This window comes from Bacillus pretiosus, from assembly GCF_051294775.1.
Taxonomy (GTDB): Bacteria; Bacillota; Bacilli; order Bacillales; family Bacillaceae_G; genus Bacillus_A; species Bacillus_A wiedmannii.
In genome coordinates, this window is sequence record NZ_JBPPHF010000002.1 from 1,305,513 (window position 1) to 1,326,912 (window position 21,400).

At 32.7% G+C, this 21,400-nt stretch carries 19 protein-coding genes; 13 read left to right on the forward strand and 6 right to left on the reverse strand.

Annotated features, from left to right (window positions below):
- The first annotated feature begins 153 nt into the window (after window positions 1-153).
- Window positions 154-594 carry a hypothetical protein gene (locus ACSG5Z_RS14970; protein ID WP_262749825.1) on the forward strand — a complete coding sequence of 147 codons (441 nt, stop codon included), beginning with the start codon at window positions 154-156 and terminating at the stop codon, window positions 592-594.
- 250 nt (window positions 595-844) lie between these two features.
- On the opposite strand, the gene ACSG5Z_RS14975 is transcribed toward ACSG5Z_RS14970, so the two are convergent.
- Entirely contained in the window at window positions 845-1,198 is a 354-nt protein-coding gene (locus ACSG5Z_RS14975) for a hypothetical protein (RefSeq protein WP_435711658.1), read from the reverse strand.
- Between the two features lie 717 nt (window positions 1,199-1,915).
- On the opposite strand from ACSG5Z_RS14975, the gene ACSG5Z_RS14980 reads away from it, so the two are divergent.
- The 4 genes from ACSG5Z_RS14980 to hlyIIR all read left to right on the forward strand — a co-directional run bounded on the left by ACSG5Z_RS14980 (window position 1,916) and on the right by hlyIIR (window position 6,432).
- The gene (locus ACSG5Z_RS14980; RefSeq protein WP_046954619.1) at window positions 1,916-2,209 is read left to right on the forward strand and encodes an ArsR/SmtB family transcription factor; all 294 of its coding nucleotides are present in this window, start codon (window positions 1,916-1,918) and stop codon (window positions 2,207-2,209) included.
- Window positions 2,210-2,650: 441 nt separating this feature from the next.
- Window positions 2,651-3,886 carry an N-acetylmuramoyl-L-alanine amidase gene (locus ACSG5Z_RS14985; protein WP_435711659.1) on the forward strand — a complete coding sequence of 412 codons (1,236 nt, stop codon included), beginning with the start codon at window positions 2,651-2,653 and terminating at the stop codon, window positions 3,884-3,886.
- Window positions 3,887-4,188: 302 nt separating this feature from the next.
- Complete coding sequence (gene hlyII / locus ACSG5Z_RS14990) at window positions 4,189-5,427, forward strand: hemolysin II HlyII (protein ID WP_435711660.1); 1,239 nt, start codon at window positions 4,189-4,191, stop codon at window positions 5,425-5,427.
- Between the two features lie 399 nt (window positions 5,428-5,826).
- Window positions 5,827-6,432 carry a hemolysin II regulator HlyIIR gene (hlyIIR, locus tag ACSG5Z_RS14995; RefSeq protein ID WP_087984037.1) on the forward strand — a complete coding sequence of 202 codons (606 nt, stop codon included), beginning with the start codon at window positions 5,827-5,829 and terminating at the stop codon, window positions 6,430-6,432.
- Window positions 6,433-6,574: 142 nt separating this feature from the next.
- Here the strand turns inward: hlyIIR and ACSG5Z_RS15000 are convergent, their stop codons facing one another.
- Window positions 6,575-8,053: an Lsa family ABC-F type ribosomal protection protein gene (locus ACSG5Z_RS15000; RefSeq protein WP_166703200.1), complete on the reverse strand. Its 1,479-nt coding sequence runs from the start codon at window positions 8,051-8,053 to the stop codon at window positions 6,575-6,577.
- Window positions 8,054-9,059: 1,006 nt separating this feature from the next.
- Here ACSG5Z_RS15000 and ACSG5Z_RS15005 point away from each other — a divergent pair.
- A complete protein-coding gene (locus ACSG5Z_RS15005) occupies window positions 9,060-11,780 on the forward strand; it encodes a sensor domain-containing protein (RefSeq protein WP_141542807.1) in 2,721 nt (906 codons plus the stop codon).
- A 598-nt stretch (window positions 11,781-12,378) separates the two neighbouring features.
- Here ACSG5Z_RS15005 and ACSG5Z_RS15010 read toward each other — a convergent pair.
- Window positions 12,379-12,882 (reverse strand): GNAT family N-acetyltransferase, encoded by a 504-nt coding sequence (locus ACSG5Z_RS15010; RefSeq protein WP_087984039.1) that lies wholly within the window; start codon window positions 12,880-12,882, stop codon window positions 12,379-12,381.
- A gap of 255 nt (window positions 12,883-13,137) precedes the next feature.
- On the opposite strand from ACSG5Z_RS15010, the gene ACSG5Z_RS15015 reads away from it, so the two are divergent.
- The 7 genes from ACSG5Z_RS15015 to ACSG5Z_RS15045 all read left to right on the forward strand — a co-directional run bounded on the left by ACSG5Z_RS15015 (window position 13,138) and on the right by ACSG5Z_RS15045 (window position 18,285).
- On the forward strand, window positions 13,138-13,536 hold the full coding sequence (locus ACSG5Z_RS15015) for a DUF2871 family protein (RefSeq protein ID WP_435711661.1): 399 nt from the start codon (window positions 13,138-13,140) through the stop codon (window positions 13,534-13,536).
- Between the two features lie 168 nt (window positions 13,537-13,704).
- Complete coding sequence (locus ACSG5Z_RS15020; RefSeq protein WP_435711662.1) at window positions 13,705-15,096, forward strand: FAD-binding oxidoreductase; 1,392 nt, start codon at window positions 13,705-13,707, stop codon at window positions 15,094-15,096.
- 4 nt (window positions 15,097-15,100) lie between these two features.
- The gene (locus ACSG5Z_RS15025) at window positions 15,101-16,069 is read left to right on the forward strand and encodes a bile acid:sodium symporter family protein (RefSeq protein ID WP_435711663.1); all 969 of its coding nucleotides are present in this window, start codon (window positions 15,101-15,103) and stop codon (window positions 16,067-16,069) included.
- 12 nt (window positions 16,070-16,081) lie between these two features.
- Complete coding sequence (locus tag ACSG5Z_RS15030) at window positions 16,082-16,429, forward strand: DUF4260 domain-containing protein (RefSeq protein WP_098346087.1); 348 nt, start codon at window positions 16,082-16,084, stop codon at window positions 16,427-16,429.
- Between the two features lie 23 nt (window positions 16,430-16,452).
- Complete coding sequence (locus tag ACSG5Z_RS15035) at window positions 16,453-16,980, forward strand: GrpB family protein (RefSeq protein WP_435711664.1); 528 nt, start codon at window positions 16,453-16,455, stop codon at window positions 16,978-16,980.
- A 141-nt stretch (window positions 16,981-17,121) separates the two neighbouring features.
- Window positions 17,122-17,727, forward strand: a complete 606-nt coding sequence (locus tag ACSG5Z_RS15040) for an FMN-binding negative transcriptional regulator (RefSeq protein WP_435711665.1) — start codon at window positions 17,122-17,124, stop codon at window positions 17,725-17,727.
- Between the two features lie 348 nt (window positions 17,728-18,075).
- A complete protein-coding gene (locus ACSG5Z_RS15045; protein WP_435711666.1) occupies window positions 18,076-18,285 on the forward strand; it encodes a hypothetical protein in 210 nt (69 codons plus the stop codon).
- Between the two features lie 51 nt (window positions 18,286-18,336).
- Here the strand turns inward: ACSG5Z_RS15045 and ACSG5Z_RS15050 are convergent, their stop codons facing one another.
- From ACSG5Z_RS15050 to ACSG5Z_RS15060, 3 genes are all read right to left on the reverse strand, one after another.
- A complete protein-coding gene (locus tag ACSG5Z_RS15050) occupies window positions 18,337-18,525 on the reverse strand; it encodes a Phr family secreted Rap phosphatase inhibitor (RefSeq protein WP_435711667.1) in 189 nt (62 codons plus the stop codon).
- Window positions 18,522-19,616: a response regulator aspartate phosphatase gene (locus ACSG5Z_RS15055; protein WP_435711668.1), complete on the reverse strand. Its 1,095-nt coding sequence runs from the start codon at window positions 19,614-19,616 to the stop codon at window positions 18,522-18,524. The genes ACSG5Z_RS15050 and ACSG5Z_RS15055 overlap by 4 nt, the downstream gene beginning before the upstream one ends.
- A gap of 254 nt (window positions 19,617-19,870) precedes the next feature.
- Window positions 19,871-21,337, reverse strand: a complete 1,467-nt coding sequence (locus tag ACSG5Z_RS15060) for a protein adenylyltransferase SelO (protein WP_435711669.1) — start codon at window positions 21,335-21,337, stop codon at window positions 19,871-19,873.
- Window positions 21,338-21,400: the final 63 nt, after the last annotated feature.

Here is a 21,400-nt window from a genome sequence, read left to right on the forward strand (position 1 = left end):
AATACTGTAGCTTTATCAATGTGAGTTTTTCAGTAACTATTAAGGTGTAAAGTTAAAATATATAGGTTTAAAGATATGAATTATTACATAAAAACGCACCTGAAAAAGAATGTATGATGGTAATAGATTACAAACATCAAGGGGGAACTTAAAATGAAGTTAAATAAACTAGTGCTTAGTTGTGGAGTAATTTCAGCATTAACACTTGGTGTGTTAGGAAATAATACTTATGCTGAAGAAATACACAAAACGAATGATACAATTAATATAGTCGAACATGTTCCTGTAGACTTATTATTAACTCAAACAATGGATTATAGTGGAGAGGCTGTAACTTCTTTTGTATATAATGGGAGTGAAAATTTAAGCTTCTTTATGAAAAATAATGGCCAAAATACAATGGGATATAGTGTGAAAGGTCCAAATATGGAGCTAATTGTTGGTGGTTATATAAAACCTGGAGAACAAAAAATTAATGTTACAAATGTACGGAATGCTTTATCTCCATTACCAATTGGAACATATAAAATTTACGTTTCAAATGATGATGGTTCTAAGGGACAATTCCAAGTTGCAGTAAGATCTATAAATTAAATTTAAAAAGCCTTGTTTATAAGTTAATTTAGTTTTTACTTACTAGAAAGTAACTATATTAAATCGAGAATTACACATAAAAATAAAAACGAGCACCTTATGTAATTACGAGAGGGTGCTTGCTTTTTACTATTAAACAGAAGAGAATTGTTTTCAACAATTTATAAATACATTTTGATATTTTTCTAGCTTTAGGCTATACATTTAAAATTAGGCTAAGTTAAAGTAATAAGCATTTTATTTGTTTTGATTATTTTGGTTCTGGATAATGATTGTAGTACGAAATTCTAATAAATTCTTGGTATACATTTGTTAATTTAGCAGCTCTAAGGGCATCATTGAATTTTTGCATACGGATACTACCTTGAGCATAGCCTCCACCAGGAACATAAGGGTTTCTAGCTTCAAAGTCATCCATAAAGTCTTTTAATTTTTTATAGTCCTGAGATTGATAAAAAGCAGCAGCTTCTTCGGGAGTGACATCAAAGTAAGAAGCTGATGTTGAGTTATAAGAAGCTGCTTGAGCAGTAGGTGTTTCTAGCATAGTTGCAGCCCCACCCAACATAGTAAGCGTCATAGAAGATACAATAATTTTTTTAAACATAATAAAACCTCCACGTAGAGTATTTGGATTAATAGTAATCCTGTAACTATTATAGTTACAATGAAAACGATTATCAAATGAAATATTGCATAATTCATTATTTGAACGAGAAGTCTCCTTTATCTCTACATGGAGAAGTCTAGTAGGAGATTAATAGATTAAAAGAAGTTTACATAGCATTGAGGTTAAACAGAAAATGAAATAAAAAGGATATTTTAATTGAGGAAAGTTAAAAGGATCTGTTATTAAAGACAGTGATTTTTTAAAAAGGTATGACAGTTACCAGCTAGAGAGACCATTATAGGGGAGCTAGCTACGTTTATTGGTGTTGAGAAATACATAATATATGCTGTCTGTATAAGATAAAATGAAGAAACATTTCTTTTGGATTTTACAATATGTGTAAGGGGAATCAAGATTTTGATTTGTACTTAAACAAGGGAGAAAAGTATTACTATTTAAGTAACAAAGAATGTTAAGTCTCATTCAAAATCATGTAATAGACTATAAAATAATCCTTTTAAAACAAAATATAGTTTGGCTGAAAATTAGAGGGCATCAATTCATTGGAACAGTAAAAGCTGTTTATTGGATTGGTGTCTTTTTTTGTTTAAGAACGAGAATACATTTTCTCAACAGGACAAATGGTAAATATCTATAAGTACTACTTATAAGGATAATTGGAAAATAGAAATTAATAATAAAGGGGAATGCGAAATGACAACATTAATATCTAATAGAGATCTAGCTAAAATCCGAGAGGAAGATGTAGATGTATTAAAGGTAATGGCACATCCCGTTCGATTAAAAATTGTAAATGAATTAATGCACCATAAACTGTGTAATGTTACACAGTTGACAGAAATATTAGGACTCCCACAATCCACTGTTTCACAGCATCTATCAAAATTAAGGGGAACTGTGCTCCGTGTAGAAAGACGAGGATTAGAGATGCATTATTATATTGATAATGTTAAGGCTCGCCGGATTGTAGGAATTCTAGGTTTGTAGCTTCATAATTCTTAAAAAGAGCACTTTTCAAAAGTGCTCTTTTTAAGATGGACATTAGGAATTGAAAGAGGCATCAATGATAATTTAGAAGGAGTGTGCTTTTTCTTAAAATAAAAGATAATTATTTACATTGTTTAATAATTACTTGATATATTATTAATTTTGTTACCTTACAAAAATGTAAGATTGTTTTAATTGACACTCGTATATATAAGTAACTATACTAGTTACACAATGTTGGTGAATATATGAAATAGTCTCAATCTATAAGTGTATGTCGAAGGGTTCTTTTCGGAATGATAATTCTATACTAGATTCTTTATCTTATAATAGTGATGACGCCAACTTAATCTATACTTTATTCGAATTCATATTATTTAAAGATTAACTATATTTTACATAATTTACCGACTTGTAATAATTTTTTAGAGGTGCTAAATTTTGAAGAACAAATTAATTGCTACAGGAATTCTTGCTGGAAGTTTACTATCTTATTCTACTAGTATTTTTGCAGATACTCACAAATTTCCAGATGTTCCTGCATGGGCTGACAAATCCGTTACTTATTTAGTTGATAAACAAGTATTGAGTGGTTATCCAGATGGAACTTTTGGTTCAAGTGATACACTAGATAGAGCTTCTGCAGCAACCATTATGACAAGGGCTCTTGGTATACACATTGATTTAAATGCAAAACCATCTTTTAAAGATTCACAAAACCACTGGGGAACCCCTTATATCGCCGCAGCTGAAAAGGCAGGAATAATTAAAGGTGAAGGAAATGGAATATTTAATCCTTCTGGAAAAGTTACTCGTGCTGCTATGGCTACTATGCTAGTAAATGCATATAAACTACAAAATAAAAACACTAGCAATGGACAAAGTAAATTTGAAGATTTAAAGGGACATTGGGGTGAAAAGTTCGCAAATACTTTAATTGATTTAAAAATTTCAGTTGGTACAGATAATGGTTGGCAACCAAATAGGTTCATAACACGCGCTGAAGCTGCACAACTAGCCGCAAAAACAGATATGCTTCAATATAGTCAAAGTAATCCTTTAGAAAATAAGACAATAATTATTGATCCCGGACATGGTGGCGCAGATCCTGGAAAAGACACAAAGGGATTACCTGAAAGTAAGATTGTACTTGACACTTCTTTACGTCTACAACAATTGCTTGAAAAACATACACCATTTACAGTTTTACTAACTCGTGAATCTGATACTAGACCTGGACATGATCAAAAAAGCTCTTTACAGGAACGTGTTAAATTTGCTAAACAAAATCAGGGGGATATCTTTATAAGTGTTCATGCAAATGCTTATAATGGTAATGCAAAAGGGACAGAAACATACTACTATAAATCTTCTAAATCTGAAAAAACAAATCCTCATGTGGAAGAAAGTCGTGTTTTAGCTGAAAAAATTCAAACCCGATTAGTAGACGCTCTTCAAACACGTGATAGAGGCGTTAAACATGGAGATCTTCATGTTATAAGAGAAAATGAAATGCCAGCTGTGTTAACGGAACTCGCTTTTATAGATAATGGTATTGATTACAGTAAGTTATCTACAGAAAACGGAAGGCAGGTTGCAGCAGAAGCCATTTATGAGGGGATTTTAGATTATTATGAATGGAAAGGGAATAATGTATCTGAATATAGGTTGCAATAAGTAAATGAAAATATAGTAATTCTCGAAATAAAGAATTCTATAATTTTTTTGCATTTTTTTAAACAACAATTTTAAATGTGTATTTAAAATTGTTGTTTAAATCGTTATTATGTGTTTTAATAATATTGATAATAGTTATCAGTAAAAAAAGAGATGGAAATTAGAAAAACAAGTGTTGATAGTTATTGTCATAAAGATTAATAAATTTCTACATTGTAAAGTTATGAACCTATCTCTAGTATTGAGAGCTAAAAGTAATATGTTTATACCTTTTAAATGTTTAAGAAGGAGTGGATGTCTGTATGAAAAAAGCAAAAGGAATAGCTAAAAGTGTTGCGGTAGCGTCCGTTATTATGTCTGGATCACTTGGTGCACAAGCAACATCTGCATTTGCAGATTCTAAAGGAAATGTAGAAAATCTTCAAAATGGTGGAAAAGTCTATAATAGTTTTAAAACTACTTATGACATGAAGCAGAATATCAAAAATTCAATAAAGGTTTCTTTTATTGAGGATCCTTATGCAGATAAAAAAATCGCAATTGTTACAACAGATGGTAGTAATATAGATGCTAAATATACAATTAATGGCGGATTCTATAACGCAGGTTTAAAATGGCCATCGGCTTATCATACTGAAGCAGAAATAACAAGTGGTGATAGCGCTCAATTCCATAAAGCTGCCCCAGTTAATACAATGACTTCAGCAAAGGTTACTTCTGAAGTAGGGTATACACTTGGCGGAAGTGTTAAAGTTGGGGTAAATGATAAAGGCCCAAATGCTGATGCAAGTATTACAGGTAGCTTTGCTTGGAAAGAAAGTGTATCTTATGATCAAGTAGACTATAAAACGGTATTAGAGACTCACACAGATAAAAAATTAAATTGGAAAGTAGGATTCCAATCATTTAATTACCCGGAGTGGGGAATTTATAATCGTGATTCATTTAATACTTTCTACGGTAATCAACTATTTATGAAATCACGTAGTTATAATGAAGGAACGAATAATTTTGTATCAAAAGATACAGTACCAGCTTTAACAGGATATGGTTTTTCTCCTAATGTAGTAGCAGTTATTACTGCAGATAAAACAGAATCTACATCTGATTTAAAAATAACAAATCGTAGAATATCAGATCAGTACAATATCGAATGGGTAAGTTCGAAATGGTGGGGAACAAATAATAAAGATACATATAATGAGTTCTTTACAAACAACTATAAGTTAGACTGGAAAAACCATCAAGTTACTCTTGATAACCAAAAAGCCCTTGAAGAACAAATGAGTAGTATCAACAATGTGAATAACCAACTTAACAAAGGCAAAGGGAAATTATCTTTTTCAATGAATGGAAATCAGCTCAAAGCGACATCTAGCAATGCTGGTTATGGTATTAGTTACGAGGATAAAAATTGGGGTATCTTTGTGAATGGTGAAAAGATCTATACGTTTAATGAAAAAACAACTGTAGGTAATATTTCGAATGACATTAACAAATTAAACATCAAAGGACCTTATATTGAGATTAAACAAATCTAATCAGTAAATGAATTGCAAATGAAAGGGCCAGAGTTTATCTGTAAAGATAGATAAACTCTGGCCCTTATTATTTTTTTCATTCTTATACGCAATTAGAAAAGAGCGTGAGGTATTTGAAAGCTATTCATGCCATGCAGGGGGATATTATTTTAAGTATGGTGTTTATTTTTATTTCATTTTTAAATGAATTCTTTGTATGATGACATAGGGTAGGCGATGTTCAGGAGATGTTTCTTTTTGAGGAGTATGTTGTGTGGAGAATAGTTTAAAGTAAGCAAGTCTTCATCGGTTGTTAAGTTATTACTTTAAATATATAATTAAACTTCATTAAAAAGATACTCTATTCAAAGTCCTTAGTGGATTTTTGAAGTGAAATATATATTATTTGAGGTGTGTGAAATGGGGAAATCTCGAGAGCAGACGATGGAAAATATTTTGAAGGCTGCTAAGAAAAAATTTGGAGAGCGTGGTTATGAAGGTACGAGCATACAAGAAATTGCAAAAGAAGCGAAAGTGAATGTTGCTATGGCTTCTTACTATTTTAATGGGAAAGAAAACCTATATTATGAGGTGTTTAAGAAATATGGTCTTGCTAATGAGTTACCTAATTTTCTTGAGAAGAATCAATTTAATCCTATTAATGCTCTAAAAGAATATTTAACAGTCTTTATTACACATATAAAAGAAAATCCTGAAATTGGCACATTGGCATATGAGGAGATTATTAAGGAAAGTGCAAGATTAGAAAAGATTAAACCGTATTTTGTAGGTAGTTTTGAACAGTTAAAAGAAATATTGCAGGAGGGGGAGAAACAAGGAGTATTTCATTTCTTCTCTATAAATCATACGATACATTGGATCACTTCTATTGTTTTATTTCCAAAGTTTAAAAAGTTCATTGATTCTTTAGGACCAAATGAATCGAATGATACAAATTACGAATGGATGCCAGAAGATTTGGTGAGCAGAATTATTTCTGCTTTAACAGATAAGCCTAATATGTAAATTAGTCATTGTTTATGAATCCTAATTTTCCTGTTAAAAAGCCTAATTTCTCAAAGGATTGTAGAGAAATTAGGCTTTTTTGGACACTTCATTCAAATACTTTATAGACTAATGGCTTGATTTATTAATAATTCGAGTGGAGTTACATAGATATAGTTTTCGTTGCAACGGTTTGTTGAAATGCCTTATCATGCTCAACAATAATCATTGTGGGATTAAATTGTTGAATTAGCTCTTCAATTTGCATACGTGAATAAATATCTATAAAGTTTAATGGTTCATCCCATATATACATATGGGCTTTTTCACATAAACTTTTAGCGATAAGCAGTTTTTTCTTTTGTCCACCAGAATAATGAAATATATCTTTTTCAAATTGAATTCGGTCAAAATCCATCTTTCGTAGGATGGATTTAAATAATGTCTCATCAATCTTGTTTTCTTCAATAAAATTTGATAGCGATCCTTTCAAATGAGAAGTATCTTGTTGAACATAGGAAATGGTGAGTCCTGTACCTAATGTAACTAAACCTGTATGCTGTATCGGATACCCTAGAATTAGTTTTAGGATACTGCTTTTCCCGCTCCCATTCTTGCCATCAAGCACAATTCGGTCACCTTGTTCAACTACGAAGTTAATTGGCTCATTCACGACTTGGTCATCGTACGTAACAGACACGTCAGCCAAAGTAACTAATTCATTTGACTTGAACTTCAATGCTTCTAATTTTAATGACTCAGTTTTCTCCACATTTTTTAGTAATTTTGACTTTTCTTCAATAGCTTTTTGTTGCCTTGATTCTAGGTTTTTTGCCCTTTTCATCATCTTGGCTGCTTTATGTCCTACAAATCCCTTATCCAACTTAGAACCTGAATTCCTTGTTCCATTTTTTGAAGCTTCTACATCATGAGACCAATTTGCTGAACGCTTGGAAGACTGTTTTAATCTTCCTATGTCTTTTTGTAGACGATCATTTGTAGCCTCTTCGTGCTCTTGCTGTCTATCAAAATTTAATTTCCAAGAAGAATAGTTCCCGCTTTGAACTTCAATATTTGCTCTATTTATAGATAAGATATGGTCAACGCATCCATCTAAAAAGATTCTGTCATGTGAAATTAAAATAAACCCTTTTTTCTTCCTTAGATAATCAGAGACTATTTTTCGTGCATCCGTGTCTAGGTGGTTTGTTGGTTCGTCAATTAATAGGAATTGGCCCTCATTTAAAAACAGTGCAGCAAGCAACACCTTTGTTTGTTCTCCATTTGATAAAGTTTTAAACGGTCTGTACATGACCTCGGCATCAACATTTAAATAGGATATTTCACGTAGAAATTCCCAATCTTCTGCTTGGGGACAAATTTCTTCAAGGATTTCATGAGTGAATTTGTTCTTATCTGCAACAGGGTAGGGGAAGTAATTGAATTCTACAGAAGCAAGGATTTTTCCACTATACTCGTAATTTCCTAATAATAAATTAAAGAATGTCGTTTTACCTCGTCCGTTTCTACCGATAAATCCTAGTTTCCAATCCGTATCTATTTGAAAGTTTACACCTTCAAAAATATTATCAAAGCTACCTGGGTATGAAAAAGTTAAGTCTTGAACTTTTATCATTGACATAATAATTCCTCCTTTATATATCGAAACGTTTCATATAAAGTCGGAACATCCATCCATTTTTTAATTTCTCTATATAAGTTTGATGGATATTAACGACTTATATAGAGCATTACATGTGTAACAATAGTATCTGAATTAGCCATTTTTTTCGCTCCTTTATTTGTTAGGTAAATTTAGCGATTAATAAATTTTAACTTACATAAAAGGGAATAAAAAAATCCCCCGATTTTTAACCGGAAGGATTAGTCTGTCGCTTAAGTAAGTACTTATTAATCATTTGAATCAGGACAAATAAAGTATGAAATGAATTATAAAAATGGATAGACTAACCCTATATTTTGTAGTTTGAAGTTATAAAATTCAACTTAAAATATAAATTAGTTAATCATTATTCATCCATCATTCCTTTCATCATTCTATTTTTAGAGTAACATTCTTTTTGGGGAGATGCAATATCATCTTCACTTAATGATAGATCATTTATATTTCTTTGGTTAGGTCGATATAACATTACATCTTTCTTATAAACATCTTATTTTTGTTCAAAATGTCACGTCTTTTGTCCATTAAAAGGGGAGGTATTTGAAATTGACAGCACCCTTTAATGTAACTATAATAGTTACATTAAGTTCGGTCATTTAATTCGAATTTCTAAATTAATGATAGTATATTACCCTTCTTTCTAAGTGTGACAATAAGCGAATAACTATGTTGCTATGGAAGTTTAGATTCTATCTCATATTCAAAGAACAGCTAAGTTTTATTATTCAAATTTACGATGAGTAAATACCGAAAAATAACATTTTCCATCGTATTCTTTTTGGAATGCTTAGTTAAAAAAGAAGAAGTATCTGCAGAAAGTAAATCAGGCTGTGGTATGTAGAAAGAAATCCTATAAAAAGTTCATAATATGGAATAATAAGTAAGTTCATTTTGATGAATACGAGCAGTGCAGCATCAGGTCATTTTTAATAAAAATCTAGAAAAAATTAAGAAGGTGAGTCCGTTGCGTAAACATTCACATGTGCAATTTTATGTATTGATATTAGCTCTACTAGCTTATTTAAGCTTTTGTTTTATATTTTTATTTGTTTTTCCGAATCATTATTTTGTATCAGATTTTAATATACGACTATCATCCTTAGTTGTTGAAACTACTGTATTTATCTCATTACTTTACTCTATGGTATCAAGAAAAATTAAACTAGGAGTCTTTTGGGTTTGTATTACTATTGCAATAGGGTGTTTCTTGATAGGGAATTTTATATCTGCTTTTCAAGTACTTAATGTAGAATTACCAATAGAAAATTTTAATATCTCTGATGTATTTTTGTTGTTTTTCTTATTCTTCTTTCTCCTTGCGTTCTTTTATAAAATCATTATGGAATGTAACAAGTGGGAAAAAGCGTATTTAATTTGTGATTTATGTATTGTTGTTACTGCTATTTTTACCTTAGAATGGTACCTATTTAATAAACCTTCTGCAAATATCTTATTCTTATCAATTGGAGATGTTTTTCTTTCATTTATTTTCCCAATTATAGATCTATTGCTTCTATTACTAGGAGTTAGCCTTATTTTTCGACCAGCAATTTTTAATGCGAAAAGTAAATTATTTATTTTTATCTTAGTATTAACTGGCTTGTCTATTACGGACTATTTATATTTCTATTTACAAGATGATTTATCACATCGTTCACTTATATTATTAAGGTGTTTGTATAGAGTTTTTCTATTATTTATTGCCATTGCTGCTACTATTCCAAGGAGTACATCTTCTAGAAGAGATTACTTTATTATTAATCCGACATTTGGAAAGAAACTTCTTGTCATATTTCCTTATCTTTCAGTTGCAATTTTAATTGGTTTTACTTTCAAAGAGCAAACTTCTTCCTCTACACTGATTACGGGAAATTGTATTGCCTTTGTATTTGTACTGATTCGTCATACAATTGTACGAATGCAAAACAAAGATTTAACCGAAACATTAAAAGTGTTTAATAATCAATTAGAGCAAAAAGTATCTAAAAGAACAGCAGATTTAATAAAAAAATCTAATGATTTGGTGAAAAATCAAGAGAGGTTTAAGTCTTTATATGAGTACCATCCAGATCCTATATTAACAATTGATTCAAATGGTACCGTATTAAATATAAACCAGTCTGGAAGTATGTTATTAGGAAAAGACAGTGCAGCATTAATAGGAAAAGAGTGCTTTTCTATTTTTTTAGATGAAGATAAACCTGAATTGGAAGCAGCTCTAAAGATGGGGAAACGATGTAGTTCGTCTGCGTTACAGTTACGTGTGAAAAATAATAATGAGAAGGATATACATTTTTGGTACGTTACTATTGTTCCTATCATGATAGAAGGACAAACTTTTGGGAGTTATATAATGGTAAAAGACATAACGAGGATGAAGCAACAACAGGATGAGATAAACTATCTAGCATTTCATGATACAGTGACGGGGATTGGAAATCGAATATTCTTCCAACAAGAATTAGACAGATCTATTGAGCGTGTACAAAAAACACAGGATAAGTTTGGACTTCTGTATATAGATTTAAACCGCTTTAAGACCATTAATGATACACTGGGGCATGCAATTGGTGACAGTGTTTTAAAAGAAGTTGCCAAACGTTTTAGGACATGTCTGTCACCAGCTATTCCTTTAGCAAGAATAGGGGGAGATGAGTTTGCAATCATTGTCCATAACAAAACAGAGCAACAGCTATTAGATTTGTGCGAAATATTATTTCGTATAACTGAAGAACCATTTGTAATAAATCAACACAGCTTTTATTTATCCCTTAGTATAGGAATAGCGTTGTATCCATTTGGAGGAACAAATGCCACAACACTTTTACAACATGCTGATATCGCTATGTATAGCGCAAAGGAAGAAGGTAGCAATGCTGTTTGTATATACGACGAGACATTATCTCTAAAAATAACAAGACGATTACAATTAGAGCAAGATTTACCGAATGCAATTGAAAATAATGAGTTGTTTTTATTGTACCAACCACAAGTTGATAGTAAGGCAGGAAAGGTTATTGGTGCAGAGGCATTAATACGTTGGCAACATCCAGAGCTGGGGCTAATTTCACCTTTTGAGTTTATACCTATCGCGGAAGAAACATCACAGATTATTACAATTGGGAAATGGACGCTACAGCAAGCGTGTTCACAACTGAAAGAATGGCATTCTGCAGGTTATACAAATCTAAAAATGGGGATAAATTTATCAGCTATAGAGTTTGAACAGAAAGATTTTGTTCAAACGATTATATCTACCATAGAAGAAATAAGAGTACCAGCTAATTTGATTGATTTGGAATTAACAGAGCGAATTGCCATGGTAGATGAAAAAGAAACTTTATTGAAGTTAAAAGCATTAAAATCATATGGTGTACATTTATCAATTGATGATTTTGGTACAGGATATTCTTCATTAGCATATCTACCTTTATATCCAATTGATACTTTGAAAATTCCAAGAGAATTTGTGAATAGGATTGGAACTTCGAATGATGGAGATGAAATTATACAAACTATTATTTCGCTAGCTCATACTTTAAATATGAAAGTGATTGCGGAAGGAGTAGAAACGAAGAAACAATTAACAGTGTTACAACAAAATGCATGCTATTTAATTCAAGGCTATTATTACAGTAAACCTGTAAATGAAGATGAGTTTCTCAAGTTTTTAAGCAGGGAATAAGTGAGAACTATGTACTTGTGAAGTAAAGGGAAAAGAAGTTCTACCTATATTAAGTAGAACTTCTTTTTTAGTTAACTAGCAGTTAGGTGTCCAAAATATTTTGCATTAAGATGTATCATTACTCAAGCTGTTATCTTGTTCTTAAGTGATTCCTTTTTCATGACTTGTCTTCTCGTCAAGAAATTTGAAGGGATCGTATTAAAGGTGCAGGTCATACTGTCTAAAGTCATTTTATTATTTATCGTTTATTACATTTGAAATGACTTTTAATGTGTATATAAGCACGTGATAAGTAAATTAAATAAACAAAAGGCCCTGTAAAAAATACAGGGCCGGATACAGGGTTAAGGGAACGCATAGTTTCTTATTAATATATTAGCATAAACTTTTCATGTAGCTACATAAGAGTTTTGACAACTTTAAGAACAAAATAGAGTGTTTGTAAGAATAAATACACTAATTTAAATTAGAATTGTGATTTAAATTAGTGTGGTTATAATGTGAAAAAACAGATGAGTATTTTAATCATAATAACTTTTAGGAATGTATATGTAAGAAATATTTTTTGATTAGATTAAAAGTGAACTCTGACAATTTATTATATGTTATACCCAAATAACTTTAAGTTTTCTCCAGAGTCTGAAATTATCTCTTCGAACTGAAATCCTACTTTTTCTAAAAGATTTCCTGAATTGATGTTATCAATAGTAGTAATTGCTACAATTCGTTTCAGCGCGAGCTTTTGTACACCGTAGTCGATTACAGCAGAAGCTGATTCAAAGCCATACCCCTTCGAACGGAATTTCTCTAAAAAGGCAAAACCGATATCGACATCTTCTAATGAATCTCTTTTAATAAGTCCGCACATACCAAGTGGAGTGAAATCTTCTTTTCGTTCAACTAAGTAAAGACCAAATCCCATTTTATTATACATATCAACTGGTCCGTTTAAGATATATTTTTTTGCATCTTCTAAGTTTTTAATCCTTTTATCACCAATAAACTGAATCCAGGCAGGATCGTTTACTAATTCAAGAATAAATGGAGCGTCTTTTATATGAAACCAGCGAAGAACGAGTCGTTCAGTTTCAAGAACTATCAAGCTATTGCACCACCTTTAACATTTATAATAATTAGTATGGAGTGTGTAATACGAAATCGCAACATATTTTAAAATAGACCTGCTTGTTCACATAAAGTTCGTTTGTTTTGTATAAAGGGATATCCTATAATTAAAATTGATTGTAAAGAGTGAGATGCTTATACAATGACTCCTAGGTGACTAGGAGTTTTTACTATATAACTATCATTATTACTAAATATGACACACTACACATTCTACTCAAGGAGGTACATAATGAAGAAATTATATAATGCATCGTTTACGTATTTGATTATCGGTTTATTATCAGGAATTTTCGCCAGGGAGTATGGAAAGTATAAGGGGATTTTAGGTTCTACTTTGTTAAATTTATTGCATACACATACACTTGTACTTGGCTTTTTCTTCTTTTTAATTGCTTTAGGATTAGCAAAAGTATTCGCGTTTCATGAAGCGAAAAGTTTTAATAAGTGGTTTGTTGTACATAATATCGCATTAATTTTAATGTTAGGTTCATTGGCCGCAAGAGGGCTTCTTCAGTTAAATGGAGCGGACTTTAATGGATTAACTTATATTGTTGGGTTTTCTCATTCGCTGATGGCAGGTACTTTAGTTTGGTTTATGTTGTTAATAAAGAAGTCATTTAAAATGTAGTTTTATAGTAAAGAACTTGCGATAGGTATTGCAAGTTCTTTTTGTTTATTCGACAGTATGAAACTTGCATATGTATAAAACTTGAATTATTTAATTTTTCGGATTATTATGTATAAAATAGTTAACATATTTTGTAATTCAAATGTATAGAAAGTAGGAGAGTGTACGATGGAAATAACGGTAGAGCGTTTAGTAAATGAATTAAAGGGTGTACTTCCCGAAGATCGAGTAGTTGTAAATACGACAGTAAGAGAGTTACATAGTAAAGATGAATCTTATCATACTAGTAGTTTACCTGATGTAGTAGTTTTTCCAAAAACGACTGAAGAGGTTAGTAAATTAATGAAAGTAGCGAGTGAGCATAAAAAACCTGTCGTTCCTTTCGGTGTAGGCTCTAGCTTAGAAGGCCACGTTATTCCATATGAAAAAGGAATTACAGTGGACTTTTCGCTTATGAATAAAATACTCGAAATAAGAGAGAAAGATTTCCTTGTAAGAGTACAGCCGGGAGTGACTCGCTCTCAGCTTAATAAAGAATTGAAAAAGTATGGATTGTTTTTTAGTGTGGATCCAGGAGCAGATGCAACGTTAGGTGGAATGGCTGCTACAAATGCGAGCGGAACGACAGCAGTTAAGTATGGTGTAATGCGTGATCAAGTTCGTGATTTAGAAGTCGTTCTTGCTGATGGGGAAGTAATACATACTGGAAATTTAGCGGCGAAGTCATCATCAGGTTACCATTTAAATGGTGTTTTCGTAGGATCAGAAGGTACGCTTGGATGCTTTACAGAGTTAACATTAAAAGTATACGGCATACCAGAGCATATTATGGCTGCGAGAGCATCGTTTCCAACTATAAATGATGCAGTAGAAGCTGTAATTAATATACTACAAGCGGGTATTCCAATTGCGAGAATTGAACTTGTAGATGAATTATCTATGAAACAAGTAAATCATTATAATGAAACAAGTTACAGAGAAGAACCTACACTGTTTTTAGAATTTCATGGCAATGAAGCAGGGCTTAAGCAAGATATTGAATTCACGAAGGAAATTGTTTTTGATCATAAATGTAAAGAAGTTGCTTTTGAAACGGAAACTGCGGCGAGAAATAAATTATGGGATGCACGGCATAATCTAGCATACTCTTACGTTCATAGCTATCCTGGTAAAAAGCTTATGAGTACAGACGTATGTGTACCCATTTCAGAATTAGCTGGTGCAATCCAACATGCGAAAGAGACGTTAGATAAAGTAGGGCTTGTCGGTGGTATTCTCGGTCATGTAGGAGACGGTAATTTCCACGTGCTCTTAATGATTGATCAGAACGATAAAGAAGAAGTGGAAAAGGGTGACGAAATAAATGAAAGTATCGTTTTATATGCTCTTAAACGAGGTGGAACGTGTACGGGAGAACATGGCGTTGGAATCGGAAAACGGAAGTATCAAGAAGAAGAACATGGGGCGGCATTGCTCGTAATGGAAAAAATAAAAAAAGCTCTTGACCCGCAAAATATTTTGAATCCGAATAAAGTTTTTCAGTTGAAGGATAGGGGATGATGGGGTGAAAGTACTAGAAGCGATAAGTAATATAGCTGGAAAATATTTTGCATTTTGGGTTATTTGTATGGCAGCTATTGCATATTTCATTCCTGGACCATTTCTTGGGTTAACTAGTTACATCACAATTTTACTCGGGGTTGTAATGTTTGGGATGGGATTAACATTAAAGGCTGTTGATTTTAAGATCATTGCTACAAAACCATTGCCAGTTATTATCGGTGTATGTGCTCAGTTTATTATTATGCCACTTGTCGCATACGTACTAGCTTACGTTATGAATCTGCCAGCTGAATTAGCAGCTGGATTAGTGTTGCTCGGTTCAGTACCGGGTGGCACTGCGTCAAATGTTATGGTTTATTTAGCGAAAGGGAACTTAGCGTTGTCTATTGCAATGACGTCATTATCAACGTTACTAGCACCAATTGCTACACCTCTTATTTTATTATTACTTGCAGGACAATGGATGCCAGTGAATGCTATGTCTATGTTTCTTTCTATCGTACAAGTTATTATCCTACCAATTATTTTAGGATTAGTAGTGAAGAAGTTTTTCCCTAAAACTGTTACGAAAGGAATGACTGTTATTCCTTTAATATCAGTTGTAGCAATTATTATTATTGTTTCTGCAGTTGTTTCAGCGAATGTAAGTAGCATTACTTCTTCAGGCCTGCTTATCTTTATTGCAGTAATGCTTCATAATGCATTTGGTTTTTTACTCGGATATATAACAGCGTTCGTACTTGGACTAGACGAAGGAACAAGAAGGGCTATTTCAATAGAAGTAGGAATGCAAAATTCAGGCTTAGGAGTTGCGCTGGCAACAGCACATTTTGGACCAGCAGCTGCGCTTCCGAGTGTATTAGCGGCAGTGTGGCATAACATTGCAGGACCGATTTTAGCAACTATCTGGTCAAAAAATGCAAAGAATACTTTCAGTGATGAAAATGTATCTGTAAATATAGAAAAATAGGGATGGTAAAGAATGCAAAAGCGTATTTTACATTTTGAAGGACTAGTTGTTTTCTTAGCCACGATTTATGCGTATTCAATATATGAATTTAGTTGGATTATATTTTTTGTATTCCTTTTAGCTCCGGATTTATCAATGTTAGCGTATAGTATAAATAATCATGTAGGCGCTAAAATTTATAATATTTTTCACACGTATATTATATCAATAGTAATAGCTATCATAGGTGTCTATTTTAAGGTAGATACAGTTATAATGATTGGCTTAATATGGACAGCGCATATTGGAATGGATCGAATGTTTGGATATGGATTGAAATATGAGACGGATTTTAAGGATACTCATATTCAACGGTTATAATTTGTTTTGAGAAGAGGGATAGGTTGAAACAGAGAATTGCTATCGAAGAATATAATGTCAAATGGGAAAGTGAATTTAATAAAATACACACTCTTATTAACAATGTAATGGAAGACAGCATTGTAGTTATTGAACATGTTGGGAGTACATCTGTTAAAGGACTTGTAGCAAAACCAATATTAGATATTGATATAGTAATAGAAGAGTACGAAATTTTTCCTGAAGTAGTAAAAAGGCTTGAAACGATAGGATACTATCATCAGGCAGAATGGAGTTACAAAGGGAGAGAGGCGTTTGGTAGAAAGGATGCTTTCGTTCCGTGGAGTGAAGAAAATACAGTTTGGATGGAACATCATTTATATGTGTGTGACAAAAATAGCGAAGAGTTAAGAAAACATATAGCGTTTCGGGATTACCTTCGTGAACATGAAGACGTTGCTGTTGAATATGGTCGTTTAAAGGAAGGGTTAGCAAGAGAATCGAAAAATCGATCCAGTTATAGTGAAGGTAAGACTGCATTTATTACAAATATATTGGAAAAAATAAACTAAGGTCGCATTGAGTATATGCGGCCTATTCTTTCTAAATTGAAAGCTGCCACTATAAAATAATGGCAAACTGTCCCTGTTGATTGATGCGATTACTAAATATAATAGGAAATAAAATAGAAAAGACCGGAAAAGAGGGAGCTTATGTACGTACCAAAATATTTCGCAATAGAAGATGAAAAGATGAAGTATGAGATAATGGAACAAAATAGCTTTGCAACATTATTTTCTCAACATAACGGGGAACCATATGCAACGCATTTGCCGTTGTTATTAAATAGGGAGACTCTAACTTTACATGGTCATTTCGCACGTCCGAATGAACAGTGGAAAGATAGTGAGAATCAAGAAGTGTTAGCTATATTCCAAGGACCACATAGCTACATATCTCCATCGTGGTATGAAACAAACAATGCAGTACCAACATGGAATTACGTTGCAGTGCATGTATATGGGGAATTAGAAATTGTTGAGGATGAACAGGAATTATTAAATTCTCTTCAAGAGTTAGTACATAAATATGAAGATCCAGAGAGCACCTACTCACTTAATGATGTAGATCCGAATTATATGGGAGGATTAAGTAAAGGGATAGTTGGTTTTAAAATTAAGATTAGTAAAATAGAAGGAAAAGCGAAATTAAGTCAAAATCATTCTGTGGCAAGAAGAAAATTAGTTGTGGAGGAACTTGAGAAAGTTGGTAGTGAGGGGAGTAGGGGGATTGCGGAGTTGATGAAAGAAATAAAATGAGTTTTGTGAAAAAAGGTAATTTGCTAATTTTGTAGAAAATATATTTTACTTAAAAGAAAACTGCCTCCGTAGCTCTAGAAGGGAAGAGCAACGGAAAACATGTCGCACCGGGTCGCAAGGCGAAGGTTTCAGAAGCACCGAAAAGCAAATAAGCTGAGACAGGTGGAATTCCTGTCGGTGAAATTCCGTAGGGAAGCGTGTTCCCCTTAGCCTATGCTAACGAAAGGAGTGCGGGTTCGAATCCCGTCGGAGGCATATAGTGAACCCCTGTATGAAGAAAGAGATTATTTATGTTATTCTTATTTAATGGTAAAATTAAAGTTAGGGTGTTTTATAGGAGAAAACAAAATGGAAGTGTTTTTAGTAGCTACTTTTTCAGCTATTATCATAATGATGGGTGTTTTTGTTATAATAAAAGCTTGTTTTACTGGGTACAAGAGGAATGATATATCATTTCGGAAATTTATCCTTTTATCCAGTGCTTCCATTGTGATGGGTTGCTTAGTGTCATTGGTACTACCATTTGGATATGAAAAAATATTCGAATACATTAACTAAATAAGTGCTTTAAAAAACGAAAGACCTTCTGAATTGAAGGTCTTTCATTTTTTAAAGTGTTTTTTCAGCTGTTGTTGAGATGTAGTCTTTACTTGCGTCAACGGATTGAACAAAGTCAGGTTTTTGTGGTGCCGGGAAATCTGCATGGCCTGCTTGATATGTAAATGAACTATTTAGACCAATAGATACAATACCTAGTACAGATAATCCTAAAACGATAGAACTAATTTTCTTTATCATTTTAATGCCCCTTTCTCAAACGTTTTTTCTTTTGCTTGTAACGCTTTATGAAAATACTCACTTGCTTTTATATGGTTATTTTCATCGTAAAGTTTAACGGCTAACTTTTCTGAATATTCCTGAGTGTAGTTATATAAAGATTCTTTGTCGAAATACGTAATTCCTTCAAGAATAATTTTTTCTAAGTCTTCAGTTGATTCATTATTGTTAAGGGACTCTAAAATTTTAAAGTGAAGCATATATTCTTCATTGTTAAGTTCTGTACAAATTTTTAATCCTTTTTTAATAAATTTTGAAGCGATATTTATTTCACCAAGTTTAGAATGTTCCCTTGCTTGTAAGAAAATTGCTTTAAAATGTGTAGGCATTTTTGTTGTCACTTCAGATAGATGACGAATAGCTAATGTTGATAAGTTTTGATTAGCATATAGCCAACCTAAGTTATTACGCACTCTTAACAGTAATGATTCTTCACCCTGTTTCTGTAAAATATTGATTGCTGAATTATATTTTTCCTCTGCTTGCTCGTATTGTTTTAAATATACAAATGCTGCACCTAATACGCTTTCACAAGAAGCGACATTCTTTTCATACCCTACAGCTTTTATGAAGAATTCTTTTGCTTTGGTTGCATATTCAATAGCCTCAATTGGCTGGTAAAAATGATAATAGAAGATAGCCATTCGATAATTAAATTCCCCTTTTTCTAGATCATCAGTGGCATTTACCAGTAGTCTCTCAGCTTTTTCATAATGTTCACTTGCTAAATTATAATTTGTTGTTAAAGTAGCATGAATTGCTTTAAATAAATGATAGTAGTAAGAAAGTTGGTGATTAGGTGAAATCGCGTAAGAATCTATTTTATTGAAACTGTCTTTTGTGATGCTTAAACCATCAGTTAAAACTTTGAAACGAAAATCTAGTAGAGAATAGTATAATGCTAAGTTTTCATCTTCTTCAAAGTTTAGTTCCTTTTCCTCAATTTCATGCTTTAAGTTTGTCGCCTGGGACACACCTTGTTTAAGCATAGCTAAATACCAATCATTAAATAATTTCGTAATTTGTTCATTACCTTGTAGTTGAACGTTCATGAAATCCCCTCACTTTTTGAATATTCTTATAAAATATATTATCAAAAATAACAATATTTAGAAATGTAATTTTTATTTCTCAATATTTGTTTAACGAGCTTATGAGTAAGTCTATTGGAATAGTTTAATTTTTGTTTTGGAGTAAAGAAAAGGAATCGGGAAAGGTGCATTTTAAAGTTCTAGTTGAGAGGGGAGAATATAAAAAAGTGTGTTCACACAATCTGTATGAACACACCTTTTTACATGTTAAACAATCAAGTCCCACAAAAAGTACGATAAGGACGATTCGTCGGTGCAGGTGGAACACAGTATTCTTCTTGATCTGTAGCATACGCATAAGGATTGGATAGAGCTTCAAGAAGTTTTTCCATTACGCTATAGTCGCCATTTGTGACAGCTGCTTCTAGTGCTTCTTCTACGCGGTGGTTCCTTGGGATGACCGATGGGTTATTATTTTTCATCATTTCGTAGGCGTTTTCCTTCGATTCTTCTTGTCTTTCTAATCGAGATTGCCACAGTTTGTACCATTCTTTAAATTCAGGACTTTCAAATAGAGCTGTATTTTCGATCGTATTAAGAGTTAATGAACGGAATGTATTTGTGTAATCTGCTTTATGTTTCTCCATCATTTTTAAAAGTTGCTCAATAAGTGATTGATCTTGTTCCTCGCTGCTAAATAGTCCTAATTTCTTTTTCATTCCAATGAACCACAGGTTTTCATATTGTACGCTAAATTTTGAAATTTCGTCTTGAGCAATCTTTAATGCTTCTTCTTCATCTTCATGCAGAATTGGTATTAAAGATTCTGCTAATCGCGCCAGGTCCCACGCGGCCATATATGGTTGATTTCCATATGCGTAGCGACCTTGTGTATCAATAGAGCTAAATACGGTTCTTTGGTCGTAATTGTCCATAAACGCACAAGGGCCGTAATCAATCGTTTCTCCACTAATCGTTATATTGTCAGTGTTCATTACACCATGGATAAATCCAACAAGTTGCCATTTCGCGATGAGGCTTGCTTGTTTTTTTATGACTTCTTGTAGTAATGCAGTATATCGGTTTTCATGATCCTCAATTTCTGGATAATGCCTTTTTATCGTATAGTCAGCTAGTGATTGAAGATCCTCGATAGAACCACGAGCGGCAGCATATTGAAATGTGCCGACGCGTATATGGCTACTTGCTACTCTAGTTAAAATTGCTCCAGGTAACTTTGTTTCACGATATGTTGGTTCACCAGTTGTAACAACTGCTAAACTGCGGGTAGTGGGAATATCAAGTGCATACATTGCTTCACTAATAATATACTCACGTAGCATCGGACCGAGTGCAGCACGACCATCTCCTCGGCGTGAGTACGGAGTAGGGCCAGAACCTTTCAGTTGAATGTCAAAACGTTTACCTGAAGGAGTAATTTGTTCACCTATTAAAAGCGCACGACCGTCGCCTAACATATTAAAATGTCCGAATTGATGACCGGCATACGCTTGTGCTAATGGGTGAGCTCCTTCTGGGAGTGCATTACCAGCAAAAACAGCAATTTCAACTTCTTTTTTCAATTCTTCAGGATTAAAGCCAAGAGATATTGCGAGTGAATGATTTAGTTTAACTAGCTCCGGTGAACTTACGGGAGTAGGGGGGATTTCTGTATAAAATGATTGTGGTAAAGTTGTATAACTATGATCTAAATTCCAACCAGCTTCATTATTTTTAGTCATTTTATCTCCTCCTTGTTTATTTTTTATTATGTATTGGTACGTATGTATTCTTTGTAGAATTAG

What these genes read in the sequence shown, in the direction of transcription:
- ACSG5Z_RS15055 (WP_435711668.1), bottom strand. Translation starts at nt 19,616, where the DNA reads ATGAACGTTCAACTACAAGGTAATGAACAAATTACGAAATTATTTAAT.
- ACSG5Z_RS14970 (WP_262749825.1), top strand. Translation starts at nt 154, where the DNA reads ATGAAGTTAAATAAACTAGTGCTTAGTTGTGGAGTAATTTCAGCATTA.
- ACSG5Z_RS15015 (WP_435711661.1), top strand. Translation starts at nt 13,138, where the DNA reads ATGAAGAAATTATATAATGCATCGTTTACGTATTTGATTATCGGTTTA.
- hlyII (WP_435711660.1), top strand. Translation starts at nt 4,189, where the DNA reads ATGAAAAAAGCAAAAGGAATAGCTAAAAGTGTTGCGGTAGCGTCCGTT.
- ACSG5Z_RS14975 (WP_435711658.1), bottom strand. Translation starts at nt 1,198, where the DNA reads ATGTTTAAAAAAATTATTGTATCTTCTATGACGCTTACTATGTTGGGT.
- ACSG5Z_RS15040 (WP_435711665.1), top strand. Translation starts at nt 17,122, where the DNA reads ATGTACGTACCAAAATATTTCGCAATAGAAGATGAAAAGATGAAGTAT.
- hlyIIR (WP_087984037.1), top strand. Translation starts at nt 5,827, where the DNA reads ATGGGGAAATCTCGAGAGCAGACGATGGAAAATATTTTGAAGGCTGCT.
- ACSG5Z_RS15060 (WP_435711669.1), bottom strand. Translation starts at nt 21,337, where the DNA reads ATGACTAAAAATAATGAAGCTGGTTGGAATTTAGATCATAGTTATACA.
- ACSG5Z_RS15045 (WP_435711666.1), top strand. Translation starts at nt 18,076, where the DNA reads ATGGAAGTGTTTTTAGTAGCTACTTTTTCAGCTATTATCATAATGATG.
- ACSG5Z_RS15050 (WP_435711667.1), bottom strand. Translation starts at nt 18,525, where the DNA reads ATGATAAAGAAAATTAGTTCTATCGTTTTAGGATTATCTGTACTAGGT.
- ACSG5Z_RS15000 (WP_166703200.1), bottom strand. Translation starts at nt 8,053, where the DNA reads ATGTCAATGATAAAAGTTCAAGACTTAACTTTTTCATACCCAGGTAGC.
- ACSG5Z_RS15020 (WP_435711662.1), top strand. Translation starts at nt 13,705, where the DNA reads ATGGAAATAACGGTAGAGCGTTTAGTAAATGAATTAAAGGGTGTACTT.
- ACSG5Z_RS15030 (WP_098346087.1), top strand. Translation starts at nt 16,082, where the DNA reads ATGCAAAAGCGTATTTTACATTTTGAAGGACTAGTTGTTTTCTTAGCC.
- ACSG5Z_RS14980 (WP_046954619.1), top strand. Translation starts at nt 1,916, where the DNA reads ATGACAACATTAATATCTAATAGAGATCTAGCTAAAATCCGAGAGGAA.